Annotated in this window: 22 protein-coding genes; 17 read left to right on the forward strand and 5 right to left on the reverse strand. The window is 43.5% G+C overall.

Annotated features, from left to right (window positions below; translation table 11 throughout):
- Positions 1-52 precede the first annotated feature (52 nt).
- A complete protein-coding gene (gene purN, locus CLV51_RS04355) occupies positions 53-622 on the reverse strand; it encodes a phosphoribosylglycinamide formyltransferase (protein WP_106526774.1) in 570 nt (189 codons plus the stop codon).
- Between the two features lie 144 nt (positions 623-766).
- Positions 767-1,507 (reverse strand): copper resistance protein NlpE N-terminal domain-containing protein, encoded by a 741-nt coding sequence (locus tag CLV51_RS04360; RefSeq protein ID WP_158266925.1) that lies wholly within the window; start codon positions 1,505-1,507, stop codon positions 767-769.
- A 452-nt stretch (positions 1,508-1,959) separates the two neighbouring features.
- On the opposite strand from CLV51_RS04360, the gene CLV51_RS04365 reads away from it, so the two are divergent.
- The 16 genes from CLV51_RS04365 to CLV51_RS04440 all read left to right on the forward strand — a co-directional run bounded on the left by CLV51_RS04365 (position 1,960) and on the right by CLV51_RS04440 (position 18,484).
- Positions 1,960-3,231 carry a c-type cytochrome gene (locus tag CLV51_RS04365; RefSeq protein ID WP_245898614.1) on the forward strand — a complete coding sequence of 424 codons (1,272 nt, stop codon included), beginning with the start codon at positions 1,960-1,962 and terminating at the stop codon, positions 3,229-3,231.
- A gap of 70 nt (positions 3,232-3,301) precedes the next feature.
- Complete coding sequence (locus CLV51_RS04370) at positions 3,302-6,364, forward strand: TAT-variant-translocated molybdopterin oxidoreductase (protein WP_106526776.1); 3,063 nt, start codon at positions 3,302-3,304, stop codon at positions 6,362-6,364.
- A 114-nt stretch (positions 6,365-6,478) separates the two neighbouring features.
- Entirely contained in the window at positions 6,479-7,915 is a 1,437-nt protein-coding gene (nrfD, locus tag CLV51_RS04375) for an NrfD/PsrC family molybdoenzyme membrane anchor subunit (protein WP_106526777.1), read from the forward strand.
- A 48-nt stretch (positions 7,916-7,963) separates the two neighbouring features.
- Positions 7,964-8,557: a DUF3341 domain-containing protein gene (locus tag CLV51_RS04380; protein WP_106526778.1), complete on the forward strand. Its 594-nt coding sequence runs from the start codon at positions 7,964-7,966 to the stop codon at positions 8,555-8,557.
- A gap of 83 nt (positions 8,558-8,640) precedes the next feature.
- Positions 8,641-9,240, forward strand: a complete 600-nt coding sequence (locus CLV51_RS04385; RefSeq protein ID WP_106526779.1) for a c-type cytochrome — start codon at positions 8,641-8,643, stop codon at positions 9,238-9,240.
- A gap of 45 nt (positions 9,241-9,285) precedes the next feature.
- Positions 9,286-10,491 carry a quinol:cytochrome C oxidoreductase gene (locus tag CLV51_RS04390; RefSeq protein ID WP_106526780.1) on the forward strand — a complete coding sequence of 402 codons (1,206 nt, stop codon included), beginning with the start codon at positions 9,286-9,288 and terminating at the stop codon, positions 10,489-10,491.
- 63 nt (positions 10,492-10,554) lie between these two features.
- On the forward strand, positions 10,555-11,601 hold the full coding sequence (locus tag CLV51_RS04395; RefSeq protein ID WP_106526781.1) for a cytochrome c oxidase subunit II: 1,047 nt from the start codon (positions 10,555-10,557) through the stop codon (positions 11,599-11,601).
- A 110-nt stretch (positions 11,602-11,711) separates the two neighbouring features.
- Complete coding sequence (locus CLV51_RS04400; RefSeq protein WP_106526782.1) at positions 11,712-13,523, forward strand: cytochrome c oxidase subunit I; 1,812 nt, start codon at positions 11,712-11,714, stop codon at positions 13,521-13,523.
- A gap of 166 nt (positions 13,524-13,689) precedes the next feature.
- Positions 13,690-14,535, forward strand: coding sequence for a heme o synthase (cyoE, locus tag CLV51_RS04405; protein WP_245898615.1), 846 nt, complete (start codon positions 13,690-13,692; stop codon positions 14,533-14,535).
- A gap of 18 nt (positions 14,536-14,553) precedes the next feature.
- A complete protein-coding gene (locus tag CLV51_RS04410) occupies positions 14,554-15,120 on the forward strand; it encodes a cytochrome c oxidase subunit 3 (RefSeq protein WP_106526784.1) in 567 nt (188 codons plus the stop codon).
- A gap of 27 nt (positions 15,121-15,147) precedes the next feature.
- A complete protein-coding gene (locus tag CLV51_RS04415; RefSeq protein WP_106526785.1) occupies positions 15,148-15,822 on the forward strand; it encodes a cytochrome c oxidase subunit 3 in 675 nt (224 codons plus the stop codon).
- A gap of 82 nt (positions 15,823-15,904) precedes the next feature.
- Positions 15,905-16,315 carry a cytochrome C oxidase subunit IV family protein gene (locus tag CLV51_RS04420; RefSeq protein WP_106526786.1) on the forward strand — a complete coding sequence of 137 codons (411 nt, stop codon included), beginning with the start codon at positions 15,905-15,907 and terminating at the stop codon, positions 16,313-16,315.
- 54 nt (positions 16,316-16,369) lie between these two features.
- Positions 16,370-17,059 (forward strand): SCO family protein, encoded by a 690-nt coding sequence (locus tag CLV51_RS04425; RefSeq protein WP_106526787.1) that lies wholly within the window; start codon positions 16,370-16,372, stop codon positions 17,057-17,059.
- A 77-nt stretch (positions 17,060-17,136) separates the two neighbouring features.
- Positions 17,137-17,709, forward strand: a complete 573-nt coding sequence (locus tag CLV51_RS04430; RefSeq protein ID WP_106526788.1) for a DUF420 domain-containing protein — start codon at positions 17,137-17,139, stop codon at positions 17,707-17,709.
- A gap of 61 nt (positions 17,710-17,770) precedes the next feature.
- Positions 17,771-17,986, forward strand: a complete 216-nt coding sequence (locus tag CLV51_RS04435) for a hypothetical protein (protein WP_106526789.1) — start codon at positions 17,771-17,773, stop codon at positions 17,984-17,986.
- Positions 17,987-18,010: 24 nt separating this feature from the next.
- Positions 18,011-18,484, forward strand: coding sequence for a GNAT family N-acetyltransferase (locus tag CLV51_RS04440; RefSeq protein WP_106526790.1), 474 nt, complete (start codon positions 18,011-18,013; stop codon positions 18,482-18,484).
- 29 nt (positions 18,485-18,513) lie between these two features.
- Here the strand turns inward: CLV51_RS04440 and CLV51_RS04445 are convergent, their stop codons facing one another.
- From CLV51_RS04445 to CLV51_RS04455, 3 genes are all read right to left on the reverse strand, one after another.
- Positions 18,514-19,128, reverse strand: a complete 615-nt coding sequence (locus tag CLV51_RS04445) for a MarR family winged helix-turn-helix transcriptional regulator (RefSeq protein WP_106526791.1) — start codon at positions 19,126-19,128, stop codon at positions 18,514-18,516.
- Between the two features lie 153 nt (positions 19,129-19,281).
- On the reverse strand, positions 19,282-19,542 hold the full coding sequence (locus tag CLV51_RS04450) for a DUF2024 family protein (RefSeq protein WP_106526792.1): 261 nt from the start codon (positions 19,540-19,542) through the stop codon (positions 19,282-19,284).
- A 38-nt stretch (positions 19,543-19,580) separates the two neighbouring features.
- Complete coding sequence (locus CLV51_RS04455) at positions 19,581-20,159, reverse strand: protoglobin domain-containing protein (RefSeq protein WP_106526793.1); 579 nt, start codon at positions 20,157-20,159, stop codon at positions 19,581-19,583.
- Positions 20,160-20,341: 182 nt separating this feature from the next.
- Between CLV51_RS04455 and CLV51_RS04460 the strand changes: the two genes are divergently transcribed.
- Positions 20,342-21,631, forward strand: a complete 1,290-nt coding sequence (locus CLV51_RS04460; protein WP_106526794.1) for a chloride channel protein — start codon at positions 20,342-20,344, stop codon at positions 21,629-21,631.
- Positions 21,632-21,635: the final 4 nt, after the last annotated feature.

Genomic DNA, 21,635 nt, shown 5'->3' on the forward strand with positions numbered 1-21,635 from the left:
AAAGATAGCTATTACTCAAGATATTTTGTGTTAAATGCTAACAGCTAAGTCATTAAATGGTGGTCAATAATCGTTCCACAATTACCGGAAACCATTGATGTTCCAGCGCTTGCACCTTGCGGGCTACTGTTTCCGGTGTATCATCCGGTGTGATGGTACAACGCTCCTGCAGAATGGTTTCACCATCATCATATTTTTCATTGACATAATGAATGGTGATACCGCTTTCTTTCTCACCCGCTGCTATTACTGCTTCATGAACAAAGTGTCCGTACATCCCTTTGCCACCAAATTTTGGTAAGAGTGCAGGGTGTATATTAATGATACGTTTAGGAAATGCCTGTACCAGGTTGGCAGGTATTTTCCATAAAAAACCTGCCAGCACTACCAGGTCAGTTTGTTGCTCCTGCAATATTTGTATGTAAATATCGGAATGCAGGAACTTATCTTTTTCTATTAATAAAGAGGGAATGCCTTCGCGTTCGGCGATCTGTAAAACACCAGCACCGGGTTTATTACAAACTATAAGTGAAACCCTGGCTTTATCGGACTGTCTGAAATGATCTATGATCTTCTGCGCGTTGCTACCTGCACCCGATGCGAATATGGCAATATTTTTCAAAGTTTATTCCTGTTTTGAGTAGGATGCAAAAATAGATAATTACGGATAGCTTTTAGCGCTTAGCTTTTAGTCTTTAGAAAAATGCAGTGAGATTAAGCGTTATGCTTCATCTCCTAACTCCTAATAGCTAACAGCTAATAGCTATTATTTCAGGTATTCGCCACAACCCGAATAGGTTTTACCTTTTATTTGAACCTGCACGGTAATTGGACGCATCAAACCACTCATATCGTCGGAGCATACGGTATTACGAATGCTCACGGTAATATTAGGTGCGGTAAATACCTTGAGACTGTCTGTATTTGGCTGGGCTGTCGGGAGGGTTGCCTGCAGGCTATCTCCATTCACTGTACGGAAATGTATGTTTTTGTCGTCTATTTCCAGATCCCAGAAAGGTTCATTGCCGCTGGCGGTAAATTTAACACCGGCTTTTTCTTTTTTTGCCAGCATGGGGCGCCTGTCTCCTCCTTCTATAGGTTTGAGGATATAATTACTTGCCAGTACCCCTTCTATTCTTTTGCCCTGTGTATCGAGTAGCAGGAGTCTGCCCTCGGAGGCAAGGAAGTAGCTGGTGTCTTTTTTCTTTTCAAGCAGTATAGTGGAGTCGTTCACTTGCTTCCAGGTACCGTTTTCCACTTCTGCTATGCCTTGTCCCCTGCCTTGATAGGAAACAAGCTCGCTAAAGGTGTGGTCATCGTACAGGCTCACCTGGAAGTCCATACCCGGGCAGTCGGCGCAGGGCAAGGTTCCCTGGTAGGTGCCGGTAATATGGGTGGTTGCCGGGGTAGTCTTACGGGTAATACTACCTGCCTGGTTGCCGGAGGTATTGTTGTTACAGGCGGCCATTGTGGCGAGCAAAAAGGAAAGTAAGATGAGTGTTCTCATGGGAATGTTTTTTGGAGACAGAGTGAACATTCTGGTCCGATAGCAGGTTATATTGGTAAAAATAACAACTCTCACAGAAATTTATGATGCTGACAGATAATATATTATATTACATTAGTCGTGAGAGGATATAGGGGACCACTATCTGATTTTCATCTGCATCTATTATAATTATATCCCCTGAAACTGCACACCGTACTGTATATAGACGGGTTCCCGAACAAGGATTAAACTTTCAATCAAAATAATAAGTTCTGAAAGGATATAATCGACATTGCTTTGAAAATAGCCAGCAGAAAGACTTACAGCTCAATCAGCGCACGAATAAGAGATAAAAAAAAGCATTCTATAAGACAATAATTTTTTTTAATTGTTGGTAAATTGTCAACATTCTGTCTTATTTTTGCTGGCACTTTTAAGAAACTTTAGGTCAAATCTAAACTATATAGGCTGTGTATCGTCGTGTTTCCATTCTTTTGCGCAAGCATTTTGTGAGTGTGCTTATTCTATGCGCTAGTATAGTAATTCCGTTTTCTTCAGTTAAGGCTGCGGCGGATCCTGCAAAGGGTAAAGCTATATTTCAACAAAATTGCGCTTCATGTCATAGTGTCACTAAGAAATTGACTGGTCCTGCGCTTGCGGGAGTAGAAGACCGCTGGCCCGATAAGAAATTATTGCACCAGTGGGTTCATAACTCCGCTTCAGTACTGGCTTCCGGTGACAAGTATGCAAATGATCTGTTTATTCAGTTCAACAAGACAGCGATGACCGCTTTTCCTGCATTGAAAGATGAGGAAATTGACGACATTCTGGCTTACATAAAAGTTGCTGCAGTACCAACGGCTTCCACTCCAACTCCAGGAGGAGAAACAGGTACAGCGGAAGACAAAGGCAATGATAACAGTTTACTCTTCGGTATCATTACCCTCGTTCTCGCAGTAGTAGCGCTGATCCTCATGCAAATCAACAGCAATCTGAATAAGCTGGCTGGTGATAAAGAAGGAGTAGCAACTGCGGACCCTGTTCCATTCTACAAAAACAAAGCATATATCGCAATCGGTATCCTGTTGTTGTTTATGGTGGGTGGTTACTTCACTATTAATGGTGCTGTTGGCCTCGGCCGTCAGAAAGACTATATGCCTGCTCAGCCTATCTTCTACAGTCATAAGGTACATGCCGGTATCAATCAGATCAACTGTTTGTACTGTCACGCCGGTGCTGAGAAGAGCAAGCATGCCATGATCCCTTCTGAAAATATTTGTATGAACTGTCACAAGGCCATTAAGGAATATTCCGGTCCTGAGCTGGTTACTGCAGAAGGTAAAAAAGTAAATGGTACAGAAGAAATAGCAAAATTATACGATTACGTAGGTTGGGATCCTGAAGCTGGCAAATACACTAAGCCAGGCAGACCAATTGAATGGACTAAGATCCATAACCTGCCGGATCACGTTTACTTCAACCACTCACAACACGTAGTGGCTGGTAAACAACAATGTCAAACCTGCCATGGTGCCATTACTGAAATGGACGAAGTACATCAGTTTGCTGACCTGTCTATGGGCTGGTGCATCAACTGTCACCGTACTACTAAAGTGCAGTTTGCCGACAACAACTATTACAGCATCTTCGAAAAGCTTCATCAGGATATTAAAGATAAGAAGATCGATAGCGTAACAGTTGAAATGGTAGGTGGTACTGAATGTCAAAAATGTCACTACTAGGATGGATTTAGAGAGATTATCTCTCCAATCAGAAGATATCAAATTTATAAACGTAACTCGTTAATATAACATGGAGCAAAAAAAGTATTGGAAAGGCTTGGAGGAGTTGCACAATACCGATGCGCATCAGGAAATTGTGAAGAACGAATTCAGTGAAGAATTGCCGTTTGAGAGTGAAGGCCTGTTGAATGCTACTACCCCGCGCAGGGATTTTCTGAAGTACCTTGGGTTCACCACCGCTGCTGCTGCAATTGCTGCCAGCTGTGAAACACCGGTAAGGAAAGCAATTCCATACGTAAACAAACCGGAAGAAATCACCCCGGGTGTAGCCAATTATTATGCTTCTTCTTATTCTATTGATGGTGAATATGTGCCTTTAGTGGTGAAAACCCGTGAAGGTCGTCCTATCAAAATAGAAGGGAATACCTTATCCTCTATCACCCAGGGAGCTACCTCAGCAAGAGTACAAGGCGCTGTATTGAGCCTGTACGATGTAGCCCGCCTGCGTTTCCCGTCCATCAGTGGTACGGAAACAACCTGGGCGGAACTGGATAAACAAATAGGTGCAGCACTGGCCGGATTAGGCGGTGCTCCTGTTGTTTTATTAAGCTCCACTATACTCAGCCCTTCCACTAAAAAGGTAATCGGCGAGTTCCTGGCTAAATATTCAAACTCCCGCCACGTTGTGTACGATGCAGTTTCCTATTCCGGAATGCTGCAGGCCAACGAAGCTTCCTACGGTAAAAAAGTTATTCCTTCCTACCACTTTGAAAATGCCAAAGCGATAGTGAGTCTGGGTGCTGATTTCCTGGGAACCTGGTTGAACCCGGTTGAATACTCCAAACAATTTGCACAAACACGTAAGATCAATGCTAAGAAACCGGAAATGTCCAAACACTTCCAGTTCGAAAGCACGATGAGCCTGACCGGTGCAAATGCGGATGAAAGATATACACATAAGCCTTCTGAAACCGGTGCAGTTGCACTGGCATTGCTGGCAGCTGTTGGTGGTAGCGTAACTGCTCCTGCGCTTGATGGCCGCCTGAAAGAAGGTGTTGCAAAAGCAGCGAAAGAACTGAAAGCAAACGCCGGTAAAGCACTGGTAGTAAGTGGTTCCAACGATGTAAATGTACAACTGATCGTAAATGCTATCAACAATATCGTAGGTGCAAACGGTACTACTATCGACTTTGCATCACCGTCTAACTACCGTCAGGGTATCGACAGCGATATGGCAAAACTGGTAAGCGATATGAACGCAGGCAGCATCGGTGCTGTACTGGTTTATGGCGTTAACCCTGCTTACGATTACTTCGAGTCTCAGAAATTTGTGGATGGTCTGAAGAAAGTGAAACTCTCCGTTTCCTTCAACGACAGAAACGACGAGACAACTGAATTATGTAAATATGTTGCTCCTGATCATCACTTCCTGGAAAACTGGAATGATGTTGAAGGTAGACCAGGTTACTATAGCTTCGCACAGCCTACTATCCTGCCGTTGTTCAAAACACGTGCAATACAGGATACATTCCTTACCTGGGCAGGTAACACTGCTGCCTGGGCTGACTATCTCAAAAATGAGTGGGTTAGTAAACTGGGCGGACAGGAAGGCTGGGATAAAGCATTACAGGATGGTATCGTAGAACCAGCTACAGCTCCGGCTTTAGGTGGTGCATCTTTCTCCGGCGACGTAGCCGGTGCTGCTGCTAAAATCAACAGCGCTAAGAAAGGTGGCAAATATGAACTGGTACTGTACGAAAAAGTAGCCATCGGTAACGGTAAACTGTCTAACAACCCATGGTTGCAGGAAATGCCTGATCCGATCACCCGCGCTACCTGGGATAACTATGCTTGTGTTTCCAATACACTGGCTAAGACTTTCTCTACACAGTTAGGTGACGACTACGAAATCAATGCTGAGAAGAAAGTATTGAAAATAAAAACCAACGGTAAGGAAATCGTTCTGCCGTTGCTGATTGTACCTGGTATTCACCCTGAAGTAATCGCTATCGCAGTGGGTTACGGTCGTGGCGAAAAAGTTGGTAGAGCAGCAGCCGGTATCGGTAAAAATGCTTATCCGTTAGTTAGCTACAATGGTCAGACGTTCGATTACTTCGCAATTGACGCAACTGTTGAAGCTACCGGTGAAAAATATCCGCTTGGTTTAACACAAACCCATAATAGCTACGAAGGTCGTCCTATCGTAAAAGAAACCACCCTCGAAGAGTTCATCAAGAACCCTAAAGAGGTGAACGAAGACAGGCTGGAACTGAAAAAATTCGGTCCTGATTTCCGTAAGGATGGTACACTGTATCCTAACTACAGCTACCCTGGTATCAAATGGGGAATGTCCATCGATCTGAACACCTGTTTTGGTTGTGGTGCATGTACCATTGCTTGCCAGGCAGAAAATAACGTTTCTGTTGTAGGTAAGGAAGAAGTGGTGAAAGCGCATGAAATGCACTGGATCCGTATCGACCGTTATTTCAGTGGAGATGAAAACAATCCTGAGGTAGTGTTCCAACCAATGCTGTGTCAGCATTGCGATAACGCGCCTTGCGAAAACGTTTGTCCGGTAGGTGCTACCAACCACAGTTCTGAAGGTATTAACCAGATGGCTTATAACCGTTGTATCGGTACCCGTTACTGCGCTAATAACTGTCCTTATAAAGTACGTCGCCTCAACTGGAGAGACTGGAACGGTGCAGATAGCTTTGAAAATAACCTGTACGATGTTGCTGATATGAACGATAACCTCACCCGTATGGTACTGAACCCTGATGTAGTGGTTCGTAGCCGTGGTGTGATGGAAAAATGTTCCTTCTGCGTACAACGTCTGCAGGAAGCTAAACTGGATGCGAAGAAAGCTGGTCATCCATTGAAAGATGGCGCTGCTAAAACTGCCTGCCAGCAAGCTTGCGGTGCTGATGCGATCGTATTCGGTAACATCAACGATAAAAACAGCGAAATCTATAAGATCCGTAATGAGATGCAGACAGAAAGACTGTACTATGTGTTGGAAGAAACACACGTACTGCCTTCTATCAGCTACCTGGCCAAGATCAGAAATAAGGATGCAGCTCCTAAAGCAGAAAAAGAACCTGCTCACAAGGAAGAAGCGCATCACGCTTAATGATCTTTAACAGGAAATCGTTAAAGGAAAAGACAGAAAGAGTTACAGAATCTGAGATCATAACAAAAGACAAGGGCTAGTAGCTAGAAGCTAGCAGCTAAAAGCTTATAGAATATGCATTTAAAATACGAATCCACACTGAGAGAACCTTTAGTTGACGGGGTTAAGGATTATCACCAGGTAACGGAAGATATCATTAGTCCCATTGAAGGGAAGCCTGGAAAATTGTGGTATGTAGGCTTTTTTATATCACTGGCACTGTTGGGCTTCGGCGCATTTTCAGTGTTTTGGCAGATCTATTTCGGTGTTGGTGTATGGAATCTGAATAAGACCGTAGGTTGGGGTTGGGATATTACCAACTTCGTATGGTGGGTAGGTATTGGTCACGCCGGTACCCTGATCTCCGCTATCCTCCTCTTGTTCCGCCAGGGTTGGCGTACAGGGGTGAACCGTGCAGCAGAAGCGATGACCATCTTCGCCGTAATGTGTGCCGGTCAGTTCCCGATTATTCACATGGGTCGTGTATGGATGGCATTCTTTATCCTGCCTTATCCTAACACCCGCGGTCCGGTATGGGTTAACTTTAACTCCCCGCTGCTGTGGGACGTATTCGCGATCTCTACTTACTTTACCGTATCATTATTGTTCTGGTACTCTGGCCTCCTTCCGGATTTCGCCAGCGTACGTGACAGAGCAAAAACCAAACTGCGCAAGCTGTTATATGGTGTCGCTTCTTTCGGCTGGACTGGTTCTACCAAACACTGGCAACGTCATGAAGCACTGTCACTGGTATTGGCAGGTTTAGCTACTCCACTGGTACTTTCTGTACACACGATTGTATCTTTTGACTTTGCTACTTCCGTAATTCCTGGTTGGCATACTACCATCTTCCCTCCCTACTTCGTAGCGGGTGCGATCTTCTCCGGATTTGCGATGGTACAAACACTGTTGATCATTACACGTAAAATAGTACACCTGGAAGAATACATCACCGTTGGTCACATGGAAGCCATGAACAAGGTAATTGTATTAACAGGTTCTGTAGTAGGTTGCGCTTACCTGACTGAGTTATTCATGGCGTGGTACGGTGCTAACCCTTACGAGTTTGCTACTTTCTTTAAATATCGCGCTGCTGGTCCGTTAGGATGGTCTTACTATATCATGATGACCTGTAACGTGGTTACACCGCAGGTGTTCTGGTTCCGCAAAATGAGAAGAAGTGTAGCGGTTACCTTCGTGATGTCTATCATCGTGAACATCGGTATGTGGTTTGAGCGTTTCGTAATCATCTGTACTTCCCTGTACCGCGATTACCTGCCGTCCAGCTGGTCTTACTATCGTCCGTCCTGGCCTGAAGTAGGTTTCTACCTGGGTACATTCGGTTTGTTCTTTACCTGCTACTTCCTTTTTGCTAAATATTTCCCGGTAATTGCATTGGCTGAAATCAAGGCCATCCTGAAAACTTCCGGTCAGAATTATAAAGAGAAAATGGAAGTGTACGAAGAAGAACCGGCAGAGAAATTTGCGCATGATGTTGCACACTCGCACTAAAAGACGAATTAAGAGAATTAATTACTTGGAATTTGAATTTTTAAATATATGGCTGTTAAAAATTTTGTTGTAGGCTTGTTTGACGAGGAGGCAGTGTTGTTTCCAGCAGTAAAGAAAGTACGTACTGCAGGTTACAAGTTGCACGATGTATACACTCCTTTTCCTATTCACGGCCTCGATCATGCAATGGGTTTAAGGGAAACCAGCCTGCACACAGCCGGTTTCATATATGGTATCACTGGTACTACTACAGCATTATCCTTCATGAGTTGGGTATTTAATGTAGACTGGCCGCTGAATATCGGTGGTAAACCGCATTTTCCGTTACCAGCATTCATCCCTATCACTTTTGAGCTGACAGTATTATTTGCTGCAGTAGGTATGGTGATGACTTTCTGCTACCTGTGCCAGGTAATGCCAGGTGTGAAAAAGCATATTTTTCACCCGGGACAAACAGATGATAAGTTTGTAATGGTAATAGAACTGACCGAAAAAACCAATGCAGAAGAAGTGAAGAGTTTCCTCGCATCCGCAGGAGCGCATGGTATCAATGAGCAGAAGGCTGAAGCAGGATGGTGGTTCGGAAGGTTTGATAAGGACGATGAGCCTTATCTCCGTAAGGTTCATACCGCAAACGCTTAATTACAATAACAGCTAAAACATACAGTTGCGACATTAGGATTTGAGCAAGCAAGCACTAATGAAAGCTAGATAAATAATTTCTGATGAAAAGGACTTCCAACATATTGATTGTAGCCGCATTGGCAACTGGAGCTTTCCTGGCAGCCTGTAACAGAGGGGAGCATAACAGAAAGCCCGGCAGGATTTATATGCCAGACATGGTTGAATCTCGTGCGTATGAATTTTATAGTGCTCGTTTGTCAGGCCTGAAACCTGTGGAAGGAACAGTAAAAAGAGGTGAACTATTACCTTACCATCTGAAAGAAGCTGATACAGCATTAGCTAATCTGGTTAAAAATCCATTAGCTATCACACCAACTGATCTTAAAGAAGGCGAACGCTTATTTAATATCTACTGCGGTATCTGCCATGGTACTAAACTGGATGGTAACGGTCCGTTGTATAAAGATGGTAATGGCCCTTATCCTGCAAAACCTGCTGACCTGGTTGCCGGTGCAAAATCCGGTTACTCAGAAGGTCGCCTGTTTCATGTAATGACTTATGGTTTTAACATGATGGGTAGCTACGCCAGCCAGCTGGACAGAGAACAACGCTGGAAAATAGCTGCTTATATCAAGACGAAACAGCCAGGTGCTGCCGCCCAGACTGCTGCTCCTGCTAGTGATAGCGCTACAGCTAAATAAGAGAGAGTTAAACTGAATTTCAATCAAGTATTTTAATATACAGTAATGAAAGACCAATTTGTAGTACCGGCAAGATTAAAAAAGACCAGCTTCGTGTTAATGGGCGTGGGCTTGCTGACGTTATTGATCGGATTAATTGCGTTTCATGGTGATAACGCGACACGGTTTTGGGCCGGTCTGTTGCAAAACAGCAGCTTCTTTTTGCTGATTACATTGGCCAGCACGTTTTTTATAGCAGCTACTACCCTCGCACATGGTGGTTGGCAGATTGCTTTCCGTCGTGTACCTGAAGCCATTTCGATGGCAGTTCCGGTACTGTCAGCCATTTTATTTGTAGTTGTAATGATCCTTGTGTTTGGTGGAAAAGAAGATATCTACCATTGGGTAAATGCACATCACGTAGCAGAAGACAAGGTCCTGACCTGGAAATCAGCTTTCCTGAATAAAGGATTCTTTACTGTTGCTACCATTCTTACACTCGGCCTCTGGATATTCTTTACCATGAAGCTTCGTAAAATGTCTATCGAAGAAGATGGTTGGGATCTGCGCCCTGAAACAGGCCGTAAATTACTCTGGAGAAATACTGTTGTATGCGGTGGATTCCTGGTAGTTTTTACCCTCAGCGTAGGTTCTACCACTCCATGGGTATGGCTGATGAGTATTGATGCACACTGGTTCTCTACTATGTACAGCTGGTATACATTCGCAAGTACCTGGGTATCCGGCCTTGCGCTGATAGCGCTGTTTGTAGTATACCTGAAAAAACACGGATATCTTCCTTTCGTAAATGAAGAACACCTGCATGACCTGGGTAAATTCATGTTTGCATTCAGTATCTTCTGGACTTACCTCTGGTTCTCACAGTATATGCTGATCTGGTACGCCAACATGCCAGAAGAAACTGTTTACTTCCAACCACGTGTATGGGGTGAATGGAGACCAATATTCTTCCTGAATCTGTTGATAAACTTTGTAACACCGTTACTGTTCCTGATGAAACGGGATACGAAACGTAACTATACTGCCGTTGTATTCATAGCAATCGTGATCATCTTTGGTCACTGGCTGGATTTCTGGCAAATGGTTTACCCAGGTACTGTTAAACACCTGGTGTTCCCTTGGTATGAATTTGGACTCGGACTTGGTTTCGTAGGACTGATTATATTCCTGGTATCCAACCAACTTACCAAAGCTGCACTGGTACCGAAAAATCATCCTTACCTGAAAGAAAGTATAGTTCACCACACCTAAGTAGGGTGATCACGGAGATTAGCAATAGAAAAGCATTAGATAACTTAATTATTTCATATAGCAATGTCAGGATTTTTAGCAGTCTTAGTTATTGTTCTCATATTCATAGTCATCTTCCAGATTGCGAAGGCGAGCGAATATGTGTCCATATTGAAGGGAGAAAAGAAAGCGCGCGAGCAAAGTAACCGTATAAATGGTTTCCTGCTGATTGCATTCCTGGTGCTGGGGCTTATAGGAGTGTACTACTGTAATGATTTGCTGAAAGGCAAAATCCTGGGCGAATCTGCTTCGGAACAGGGAGAAGGCGTTGATACCCTTATCTACGTAACATTGGTGATTACCGGTGTTGTATTCGTAATTACCCAGGTTCTTTTATTCTGGTTCGCATTTAAGTACCAGGAAAAAGAAGGTCAGAAAGCATTTTACTTTCCACATAATAATAAACTGGAAGTTATCTGGACTGTTATTCCTGCGATTGCTTTAACAGTACTCGTGGCATTTGGTCTGAAACATTGGTTCCAATTAACTTCTGAAGCACCGAAAGATGCAGCAGTAGTGGAAATTACCGGTAAACAATTTAACTGGTTGATCCGCTACCCGGGTAAAGATGGTCAGCTGGGCCGCCGCGATTTCAAGAAAATCGATGAAGCTGTCAGCAACCCACTGGGCCAGGATTGGGATGACCAACTGAACAAGGATGACTTTATGACAACAGAAGTGCACCTGGTAGTTCGCAAACCTGTGAAATTTATCATTGGTTCACGTGATGTGATTCATGATGTGGGCTTACCTCAGTTCCGCATGAAAATGGATGCAGTGCCCGGTATTCCTACTACCCTCTGGTTTACACCTAAGTATACCACCAAGGAGATGAAAGTAAAAACCGATAACCCGGATTTTACATATGAAATCTCCTGCGATCAGATGTGTGGTAACGGTCACTACTCTATGAGAGGCGTGATTGTAGTGGAAACACAGGCAGAATATGATGCCTGGGTAGCAAAACAATTACCACAATACGGACTGGCTCATCCTGCTGCCGCACCAGCGTCTCCGGATGCTCCTAAGGCAGATAGCACACAAAAAGCAGTAGCTTCCAATATTAAGTAAGCCGTAATTTTGTGTAGAAGAATTTTTGACGGAGTAATTAAAAACAATAAAGACAAACTGACAAACGACGATACTTCCCGGGCGTTAGTTTATAATAAACCGAACCGATTATGAGTAACGAAGCAACATTGCACAGTCAACAGGAGGTAATGCACGGAGCGCATGATCATCATGATCATGAGCACCACCATGAGGACAGTTTCATTTCGAAATATGTGTTCAGCATGGATCATAAAATGATCGCCAAACAATTCCTGATCACTGGTATCATTTGGGCTATCATTGGTGCTTTCTTTTCTGTACTGTTCCGTTTGCAACTAGGTTTTCCCGATGCTACTTTCCCTTGGCTGGAAAGCATCCTGGGTCATTGGGCTAAAGGCGGACGTATTTCCCCTGAAGCTTACTATGCATTGGTAACAATGCACGGTACTATCCTCGTATTCTTTGTATTAACTGCCGGTTTGAGCGGCACCTTCTCCAACCTGCTGATTCCTCTGCAGATAGGTGCGCGTGATATGGCCTCCCCTTTCATGAACTGTCTGAGCTATTGGTTTTTCTTCCTGGCCAGCCTGGTAATGATGACTTCCCTGTTTGTTCAAACAGGTCCTGCTTCCGGAGGTTGGACAATGTATCCGCCACTGAGTGCTTTGGGTGATGCTTCCATCGGTTCTAAAATAGGTGTGGATCTGTGGTTAACCAGTATGGCGCTGTTTGTAGTTTCTCAGCTGCTGGGTGGTTTGAACTATATCTCTACACTGCTGAATATGCGTACCAAAGGTATGGCAATGACCAAAATGCCTTTAACCATCTGGTCATTCTTCTTTACCGCTGTGTTAGGTGTACTGTCTTTCCCTGTGTTGCTGTCAGGTTTCATCCTGTTGCTGATGGATCGTCATGCAGGCACCAGCTTCTACCTGTCCGATATCTTTATTGCTGGTAAAGCACTGGCTAATGAAGGTGGTAGCGCTATCTTATATCAACATTTATTCTGGTTCTTAGGTCACCCTGAGGTATATATTATCATCCTCCCTGCGATGGGTATGGTTTCTGAAGTACTGGCGGTTAGCTCACGCAAGCCTATCTTTGGTTACCTCGCGATGATCGGTTCCCTGTTCGCTATCTGTATCCTGGCCTTCCTGGTTTGGGCGCACCATATGTTCGTAACAGGTTTGAATCCGTTCCTGGGTGCATTCTTCGTACTCTTAACATTATTAATTGCGGTTCCATCTGCGATCAAGGTATTTAACTGGATCACAACCATATGGAAAGGTAATATCCACTTTACACCAGCTTCCCTGTTCTCTATCGGTTTTGTGAGCACTTTCATCTCCGGTGGTTTAACTGGTATCTGGTTAGGTAACTCTTCTATTGATATTCACCTGCATGATACCATGTTTGTGATCGCCCACTTCCACATTGTAATGGGTGTATCTGCATTCTTCGGTATGTTTGCCGGTATCTACCACTGGTTCCCTAAATTGTACGGTCGTTTCATGAACCAAACGATTGGTTTCATCCACTTCTGGGTAACAATGATTGGTGCTTACCTGATCTTCTGGCCTATGCACTACGAAGGTATGGCGGGTATGCCGAGAAGATATTATGATATCTCCGGTTGGTCATCTTTCAAACAATTCGGTGGCCTGAACGAGTTTATCAGTATCGTGGTTATCCTTGTGTTTGCCGTACAGTTGTTGTTCGTATTCAACTTCTTCTACAGCATTTTCAAAGGTAGAAAAATGACTACGCAGAACCCATGGAACGCAACTACGCTGGAATGGACTACTCCAATTCATGCCGGTCACGGTAACTGGCCTGGCGAAATTCCTGAAGTTCACCGTTGGGCTTACGATTACAGCAAGGATGGAAGAGATTTCATTCCTCAAACGGAACCAATTGGACCTAACGAATCAGCGCACTAAAATATAATGCAGGATGCCGGCAGGTAGAAAAATCTGCCTTCCGGTATCTTGTTCACTGTGATGTTTGTAAATTTGTTCCGGACTATAAACCCGGAATGTGGCTAGAAAAAAAATGTTGCAAGAAAACTCCATAAAATTGTCGTCATCATACGCAATCGCTAGTAAGGTGAAAGATTACTCTCAGTTAATGAAGTTTAATCTCACTTTCATGGTGGTATTTTCATCTGTAGTGGGTTATCTGCTGGTGCCGGGTGTGGAGTTTAATTTAGTGAAAGTTCTTTTATTATTTGCCGGTGGGTTACTGGTTTCCGGATCAGCTAACACCATCAACCAGATATGGGAAAAAGAAACGGATAAGTTAATGGCGCGCACAGCTCCGCGTCCGCTGCCTTCGGGCCGGATGCGTGAAGGAGAAGCGGTGACATTAGCTATAATAACCGGTTTGGCAGGTATCTTTATCATGGGGTATTGCTTCAACTTGTTAAGTGCTGTTCTGAGCCTGGTATCACTGGTGTTATACGGTTTCGTATATACACCGTGGAAGAAATGGAATTCGCTGGCGGTATTAGTTGGTGCTATTCCTGGTGCTTTGCCTCCCTTAATCGGATGGGCAGCTGGCGCCAATAACCTGAGCGAAGGTGGCTGGTCCTTATTTGCGATCCAGTTTCTGTGGCAATTTCCGCATTTCTGGGCTATCGCCTGGATTGCACATAAAGATTATACCAGGGCTGGTTTCAAACTACTGCCTGCTAACGGAGAACCTAATAAGTTCACCGCCCTACAGGCAGCTACGTATGCTTTACTGCTGATACCTGCTGGTGTTGCACCTTACCTGTTAAAGATCACTGGTGGTATATCTGCCATAGTGGCCATTCTTGCAGGTATATTTTTTCTGTACCGGGCTATTAACCTCTACAGAAAAAATGATGTTCCTGCAGCACGGAAGCTGATGTTCGGATCTTATATTTATCTGACCGTTATTCAGCTGGCACAGTTGCTGGACAAAGTTTAAAAAGAAATTAGAGGAGTGATGGATACAATGACTATAGAACAACGTAAAAAAATACATCCGCATAAATATTCCCTATGGATTGCTATGGGAAGCATAACCATGATGTTCATCGGGTTTACGAGTGCGTACGTTGTTAAAAGATCACAGGCAAATTGGCTGGCATTTGAACTGCCGCATATTTTCTGGTTATCCACTGCCGTAATTTTATTGAGCAGCTTAACCATTCACCTGGCTTTGAAACAATTCAAAGAAAGAAATATGCAGCGTTATAAACAGCTGATAACGTTGACGGCTATACTGGGAGTTGCATTTGCAGCCTGTCAGTGGATCGGTTTTACGCAGTTGAAATCTATGGGACTGCCGCTTAACGGGCCGGTTTCCGCTTCTTTTATTTATGTTATCGTAGGAGTGCACATGCTGCACGTACTGGGTGGTGTTGTTGCACTACTCGTTATGTTTGGCAGGGCTTACAGAACCCGTGTACGTACCTATAGCGCAGTACCCATTGAAGTAGCCGCAACATACTGGCATTTCGTGGACATACTGTGGATTTACCTGTTAATTTTTTTAAGTATCGCCAGATAAACTTTGTAAAATTTTATAAAACAAACAATGGATACAGCAGTTACAGCGAAGAAAAAATGGTGGGCCGGAGGATATTCTCCCTTTAATGTGAGCTATGGCAAGTTGATGATGTGGTACTTCCTGATGTCAGATGCGTTCACTTTCGGCGCGTTGTTGATAGCATATGGTACTATCCGGTTTTCCAGCACATCCTGGCCTGATCCGAATAGCGTGTTCCGCTCTTTTCCGGGCATGGGCGAGACCAACATGCCGCTGGTATTTGTGAGTTTAATGACCTTTATCCTCATCATGAGTTCTGTAACTATGGTACTGGCTGTACATGCCGGTCACATGAGAGATAGAAAAGCAGTAGCTAAATGGCTTACCTGGACTATCGTTGGTGGTATCGCCTTCCTGAGCTGTCAGGCATGGGAATGGACGCACCTGTTCCACGAAGGTGCCTGGTGGGGTCGTAACCCTTTCCCTAATACGGATGGTACGGTAGCTTCTACTAACTTCACTAACTTCTTCTTCACCATCACCGGTTTCCACGGCTTGCACGTAACTTCCGGTGTTATACTGAATATTGTGATCCTGGCTAACGTACTGAAAGGTACTTACGAACACAGAGGTCACTACGAAATGGTGGAAAAAGTAGGCCTGTACTGGCACTTTGTAGATCTGGTGTGGGTATTTGTATTCACTTGCTTCTACCTGCTGTAAGCACAGACAAGTGAAATAATACAAGGTTTGTTATTAATTATTTTGGAATCTGATTTTTGGAATTTATTTAATTTAAATAGTAATGGAGCATACACATACTGCCGCAGGGCATGAAAATGCACATAGTGATTCAGCTACCAAATCTATCTGGAGAACATTCTGGATACTGTTGTGTATTACAATGGTAGAAGTAGGTCTGGCCTTTTTACACCTGGAAACAGGTTTCCCCAGCAGAGTGTTCCTGAATGCTATATTTGTAGGTCTTACCGTACTGAAGGCTTTTTATATCGTTGCAGAATTCATGCACCTGGGTCAGGAGATTAAGAATCTCATTTTAACCATATTAATTCCATTACTGTTGTTCGTATGGTTTATTGTTGCTTTCCTTTATGAAGGTGATTCCTGGAAGAACATGAGGAAAGACCTGAAACCAGGTACTCCCCAGGAGGCGCCTAAAGCGCCTTCAAAGGAAGAAGGTCACGGACATTATTAGTTTCACAGTTAAATTATCAGGATCATCTCTCGCAGGGCTATATTAGGAGTTGCATTGGCTATATTGGTGCCACTTACAGGGTATCTCATTGTAGATCATTACGGTAAAAACGTGGTGCCTATTCCGGGCTATTATATTCCCGAAAGAGTGGATACTATTACGAAAGGCAGCAGCATTACCTACGATACTGTTTTTCATAAAGTCAGGGACTTTGAAATGACCAACCAGCTTGGTCAGAAAGTAAGTCTAAAGGATATGGAAGGAAAAGTATTACTCATTGATTTCTTTTTTACTTCCTGTCCGGGTATCTGTCCTACTTTAACTAAAAACCTGAGAAAGATCCAGAGTGCCTACTTAAAGAATGATACTTTACTGCAGATACTCTCCTTTTCAGTAGACCCGGTAAGGGATTCGGTAGAAAAATTGCGTAAATACGCATATGACTACCAGGTGAATCCGGACAACTGGTGGCTGTTGACAGGTGATAAGAAAGAAATCTACGACCTGGCCAGACATGAATTTTTTGTATCTGTTACAGAAGGCGATGGCGGCCCGGATGATTTCGTTCATACTGAGAAATTGGTATTGATAGATAAAAACAGAAATATCAGAGGATATTATAACGGTCTGGATTCCAATGCAATAAAACAATGTGCTAGTGATATAGCTACCTTGTATCTTGCGAAAGACAGGCACCGTCCGGGATTTATGCAGTTCCTGAAAAAACTCTTCTCAGGCGGCTGATAAAAATATATTGTGTGAAAGGTGAATAAGGAAGGGTGTTCACCTTTCTTTATTCACCTTTTACATTTTAGTGCATCATGGAAATTAAAAATAAGAATCTCAATACACCTATCGCCATCGTTTCGATAGCAATTCCTTCGCTGGTAGCGTTGTTGTTCTTTTTACCCAAGCCGGAAATGCATCCAGGCTTTGATATCAGGATATTACCGTTGTTCCATGCTATCCTCAATTCTGCTACAGCAGTGTTGTTGTTAGCCAGTTTATACTTCATAAAAAACGGACAGGTAAAAGCCCATAAAACGATTAATTTAATCGCAGTGGGATTGTCTGCCATATTCCTGCTTTCATATGTTACTTATCATGCTATGGCGCCGGAAACCCGTTTTGGTGACCTGAACCACGATGGTGTGCTGGATGCAACTGAAAAGGCTGCGCTGGGAGGCGTTCGGTATATCTATTATTTCCTGTTGCTTACGCATATTGTACTGGCTGGTATCGTTGTTCCGCTGGTGCTGTTTACGCTGTTGCGCGGCTTTCAGAATGATATTCCCCGTCACCGTAAAATAGCCCGTATAACCTGGCCTATCTGGTTCTATGTAGCAATAACCGGTGTAATTGTTTATATCATGATTTCCCCTTACTACCATTGATATAATTAAGAAATATTTTTAAGAGAGATGACCTAATTTTGTCTGATCAAATAATGATACTATGAAGAAGTGGTGTTTGTTGTTACTTACAGGAGTTTTAATGGTGATGAACGGGCCTTTAATGGCGCAGTGTTCCCTGTGTACTAAAACAGCGCAACAGCTAGGAGAAGGACCTGCAAAGGGCCTGAATAATGGTATTTTGATGCTGGCATTAACACCACTTGCAATTATAGGCTTTCTGGCTTTTAGGTGGTGGAGAAGCAATAAGGAAGCCTGAAACAGCGTATAACCCAAAAGAACTATGATTACCTACAGAAAAGCAGCGATCGCTGATGTCCTGCAGTTGTCAGATTTACGCCTCCGATTTTTGAAAGAAATATACCCCAATGCAGATATCTCCGGGGATGCCGTTTTATTGGATAATTTAAAAGTGTACCTGGAAGAACATCTGCTGAAAGATGATTTTGTAAACTGGTTTGCAGAAATGGATGGCAAAGTTGTGGCAAGCGCCGGCATTGTTTTTTATAACCAGCCACCACTATACCACAACCTTGAAGGCAAAGTAGCCTACATCCTGAACGTATACACGCTCCCCCACTACCGCCGCAAGGGCATAGCAAAGGTATTATTTGAAAAAATTATGAACGAAGCCCGGCAGCGCAATACCGGCAAAGTAAGCCTGCATGCGAGTAAAGATGGACGTAAATTGTATGAACAGTTTGGTTTTGTGACAGGAGATAATGAAATGACCTGTCAGTTGCCCCGGATACAATAACGACGACTTGCTTTTGCTACATTACCAGGTTACGCTTCTTCTTCTCTCAATTCAAATTGCTGACAATCTACCCGGAGATCTCCCGATTTTAAAGGCGTTTTTATCAGGGTGCAATAATGGCCTTTCTTAACAGTGTAGAATTGACAATTAAAGCACATGTGCTGCGTGCTGATCACTCCCTGTTGATTAAGCTGATAGATCAGCTGCATCAACTGTTCCAGTAATAACCCCTGGTCTTTGGGAGACGACATTTCCACTGTTTCCTGTAAGGGATTGGCAAAGCGCTCTACTTTTTTAGCAATGGCTTTACCTTCTTTTACTAGGTGCAACGTGTGGCTGCGCGTGTCTGTAGTACTCGCTTTGCGGACCAGGTAACTTTTTTGCTCTAAAGATTTTACAGCATCACTGATGGTAGCTTTGGTCATGTTAAAATACAATGCCAAAGAAGTTACAGTGCGTTTTTCCTCCGGATAATGGAGTAAAAAAGTTAGTACCTGAATCTGTATGGGACTTAGTCCATACTGTGTGGCCTCCTGCCATAATAGTACACGAAAGGCCTCTGATAAACGCTCCAGTGAGGCTACTACTTTGCTCGATGTGTTTTCTGCCTGCTGTGCGGGGCTGAATGTGGAAACTTTCCCCATATTTTTTCTTGCTGCTGTCCTTAATAGTTAGTTCAGGGGGCAAGGTACAATATAAATGTTTGGGTGTAAATAGCATATTAGTGACATTCCTGTCCTCATTCACAAGGGTAATCCCGGATTATGACCAATTGGATAGCATATTAGTAACATGTACTAATGACATCCTTCCAGCTCATGGATATAATATCCCTGCCGGCGTATTTGCTCCTCCCAACGGGGAATTATATCAGTAACATGGCAAAAGCGACAGTCTTTCTGAGAAATGAATAAGCCTGTAGACGACTTTGATAGCAGATAAGCGTTACCAAATTCCCGCACCTGCTCAAATCCTGTTTCCTTCGTTACTATAATATCAAAATGCATATATCCCCCATCCTTCTTTTTAACATACGTGTCGAAAACGGCAACTTCCATAACAAAGTACATTTTTAATGCTAACGTAAACGGCTATACTAAAATGGGGCATTCAGCCCATCGGGATATACCCATAAGAGCACACTGAAGCTTACGGCTTTAAACCATGCCTGGTGCATCCGCTCTACTTCTGCCGCCGGATGATCATGTCTGCTTAAATAAGATCTGCCTGCCTCTGCAACAGGATAAATAAATGTGGATAAGTAACGCAGGAATATCATGGGTAAAGGCTCGAGGTTATCGCCTGGAGTATTCTTCAGTTGTAGCTGGGCAGCAATCCGCTCCTCAAACTGCCACCAGGTAGTACCTTCCTGCCGCGTACATAATCCATGTATCCATTTACGAAAATGTGGACGAAGTGTTTGAAGATAGCCCGTGTCCGGTTCTCCCTTTTTAGTAAAATAGTATGCTAAATAATTATTCTTCAGCATATAATCGTACCAGTTGTTCAGGATATCATCCGTATGATCCATCAGAATTGCCCCGGCCATTGTCAGGTACTGCTCATCCTCATTGGTAAATAACAGCATTCTCTTTAATCGTACCAATGTTTGTGCGTCCAGTGAGGCTTTTGGGGGGTCTGGTCTTGCAGCATTGTGCTGCATAGCGTCATTCATACTCTGTCATTTTGGTTTCGCGCGAGATTGGTTTATGTACAAATATAGTAAGGCTTCCTAACTAAAAAAATTTTCAAACAGCGTGTACTGCATTACGTTAGTAATTGTATATATTATTAAAATCATTTGAGATTGTGATGGGAACAATATAGCTTTGACAACTTGCGCAATAATTACCCTGCATGAAGAATATACTATACAATATAAACAAAAATGGCTTACCGGTAATCCCCGTTTTATCACCCTGCCCGGAATCGGATGAAACAACCGGCCGGCAAACAGGATTTTCCCGTGCATTATATCTTTCAGTATTGGCCCTGGTGGCTGCAATAACAGGCATTCTCCTGGCAAAGGCTATATCGTGGATAACAGGTATGATCACCTCTTGGGTATTTTATGGTAATAACCATATAGAAACAACTTCTCCTGCAAATCATAACCTCAACGCAGCAGTAATATTAATTCCTGTGGCAGGTGCGTTGTTGTTTGTTTTTATCACAAGACATACTTCTCCTTTTCTCAAAGCACTGGCTACCACTATTGGAATTGGTACAGGTGCACCAATGGGAATTGAGAGCCCGGTAATGATGGCAGGCGGCGCATTGGGTGCATGGATAGGAAAATTATTTCGCCTCACACCAACAGAAAATTATATCCTTTTTGTTGCAGGTGTTTGCAGTGGAATGTCCTGGTTATTCGGAGCGCCACTGGCCGCTATATTCCTGGCACTGGAAGTATTACTTACAGAATGGACTTTATGCAGCATACTCCCTGTAATCATGGGATCTGCGGTGGGTGCAGTTTCCTGCTATTTTTTTCGTGGGGCTGATCCTGTTTATAATATGACAGATGGCCCCGCTGGCAATCTTATAGCTATTGTTGCTTACACGGCGGCAGGTTTGCTCATTGGTTTGCTGTCGGTATTGATAATAAAATCTTCCGGGGTAATTCAGCAGTTGTTTGAGAAACTAACGGGATACAGCAAATGGTTCATCCTCCTGGCGGCCCTGGTAGTAGGTATTACGGGCTATTACGCACCGGAAACATTGGGAGATGGCAACAGCTATATCAATGATCTGTTACATGCACATGTAACGTTATCATTGCTCTTTATGCTGAGCGTTATGAAACTTGTTTCCTGGTTATTTTTCTCCGGTGGTAATCAAACGGGTAGTGGTATTACACCTGTGCTGATAATAGGTGGAGCAATAGGATTATTAATAGGGGTGATTATACAATTGGCGTTTCCTTCAGTAGTTATCAATTCCGCAGTGGCTGTGCTGATAGGTATGAGCGCCATGTTTGCGGGCACTTCGCGTGCATTGTTAACGGCGGTGATCTTTGCCGTAGAAATAACCCATCATACAGACGCTGCACTACCACTCAGTTGTGCTTGCCTGGCTGCTTACAGCAGCTCCTTTTTCTTATTAAAGAAAAAGCGCAAAGCGGATGAACGCTTTGCGCTTTCGTAAGTAA

Source organism: Chitinophaga niastensis, assembly GCF_003014755.1.
GTDB lineage: Bacteria > Bacteroidota > Bacteroidia > Chitinophagales > Chitinophagaceae > Chitinophaga > Chitinophaga niastensis.

Coding starts and splice junctions, on each gene's coding strand:
- CLV51_RS04390 (WP_106526780.1), top strand. CDS start 9,286: ATGAAAGACCAATTTGTAGTACCGGCAAGATTAAAAAAGACCAGCTTC.
- CLV51_RS04450 (WP_106526792.1), bottom strand. CDS start 19,542: ATGGAAGTTGCCGTTTTCGACACGTATGTTAAAAAGAAGGATGGGGGA.
- CLV51_RS04400 (WP_106526782.1), top strand. CDS start 11,712: ATGAGTAACGAAGCAACATTGCACAGTCAACAGGAGGTAATGCACGGA.
- CLV51_RS04420 (WP_106526786.1), top strand. CDS start 15,905: ATGGAGCATACACATACTGCCGCAGGGCATGAAAATGCACATAGTGAT.
- CLV51_RS04415 (WP_106526785.1), top strand. CDS start 15,148: ATGGATACAGCAGTTACAGCGAAGAAAAAATGGTGGGCCGGAGGATAT.
- CLV51_RS04445 (WP_106526791.1), bottom strand. CDS start 19,128: ATGGGGAAAGTTTCCACATTCAGCCCCGCACAGCAGGCAGAAAACACA.
- nrfD (WP_106526777.1), top strand. CDS start 6,479: ATGCATTTAAAATACGAATCCACACTGAGAGAACCTTTAGTTGACGGG.
- CLV51_RS04410 (WP_106526784.1), top strand. CDS start 14,554: ATGGATACAATGACTATAGAACAACGTAAAAAAATACATCCGCATAAA.
- CLV51_RS04440 (WP_106526790.1), top strand. CDS start 18,011: ATGATTACCTACAGAAAAGCAGCGATCGCTGATGTCCTGCAGTTGTCA.
- CLV51_RS04360 (WP_158266925.1), bottom strand. CDS start 1,507: ATGAGAACACTCATCTTACTTTCCTTTTTGCTCGCCACAATGGCCGCC.
- CLV51_RS04370 (WP_106526776.1), top strand. CDS start 3,302: ATGGAGCAAAAAAAGTATTGGAAAGGCTTGGAGGAGTTGCACAATACC.
- CLV51_RS04460 (WP_106526794.1), top strand. CDS start 20,342: ATGAAGAATATACTATACAATATAAACAAAAATGGCTTACCGGTAATC.
- CLV51_RS04455 (WP_106526793.1), bottom strand. CDS start 20,159: ATGAATGACGCTATGCAGCACAATGCTGCAAGACCAGACCCCCCAAAA.
- CLV51_RS04395 (WP_106526781.1), top strand. CDS start 10,555: ATGTCAGGATTTTTAGCAGTCTTAGTTATTGTTCTCATATTCATAGTC.
- CLV51_RS04380 (WP_106526778.1), top strand. CDS start 7,964: ATGGCTGTTAAAAATTTTGTTGTAGGCTTGTTTGACGAGGAGGCAGTG.
- CLV51_RS04385 (WP_106526779.1), top strand. CDS start 8,641: ATGAAAAGGACTTCCAACATATTGATTGTAGCCGCATTGGCAACTGGA.
- CLV51_RS04435 (WP_106526789.1), top strand. CDS start 17,771: ATGAAGAAGTGGTGTTTGTTGTTACTTACAGGAGTTTTAATGGTGATG.
- CLV51_RS04430 (WP_106526788.1), top strand. CDS start 17,137: ATGGAAATTAAAAATAAGAATCTCAATACACCTATCGCCATCGTTTCG.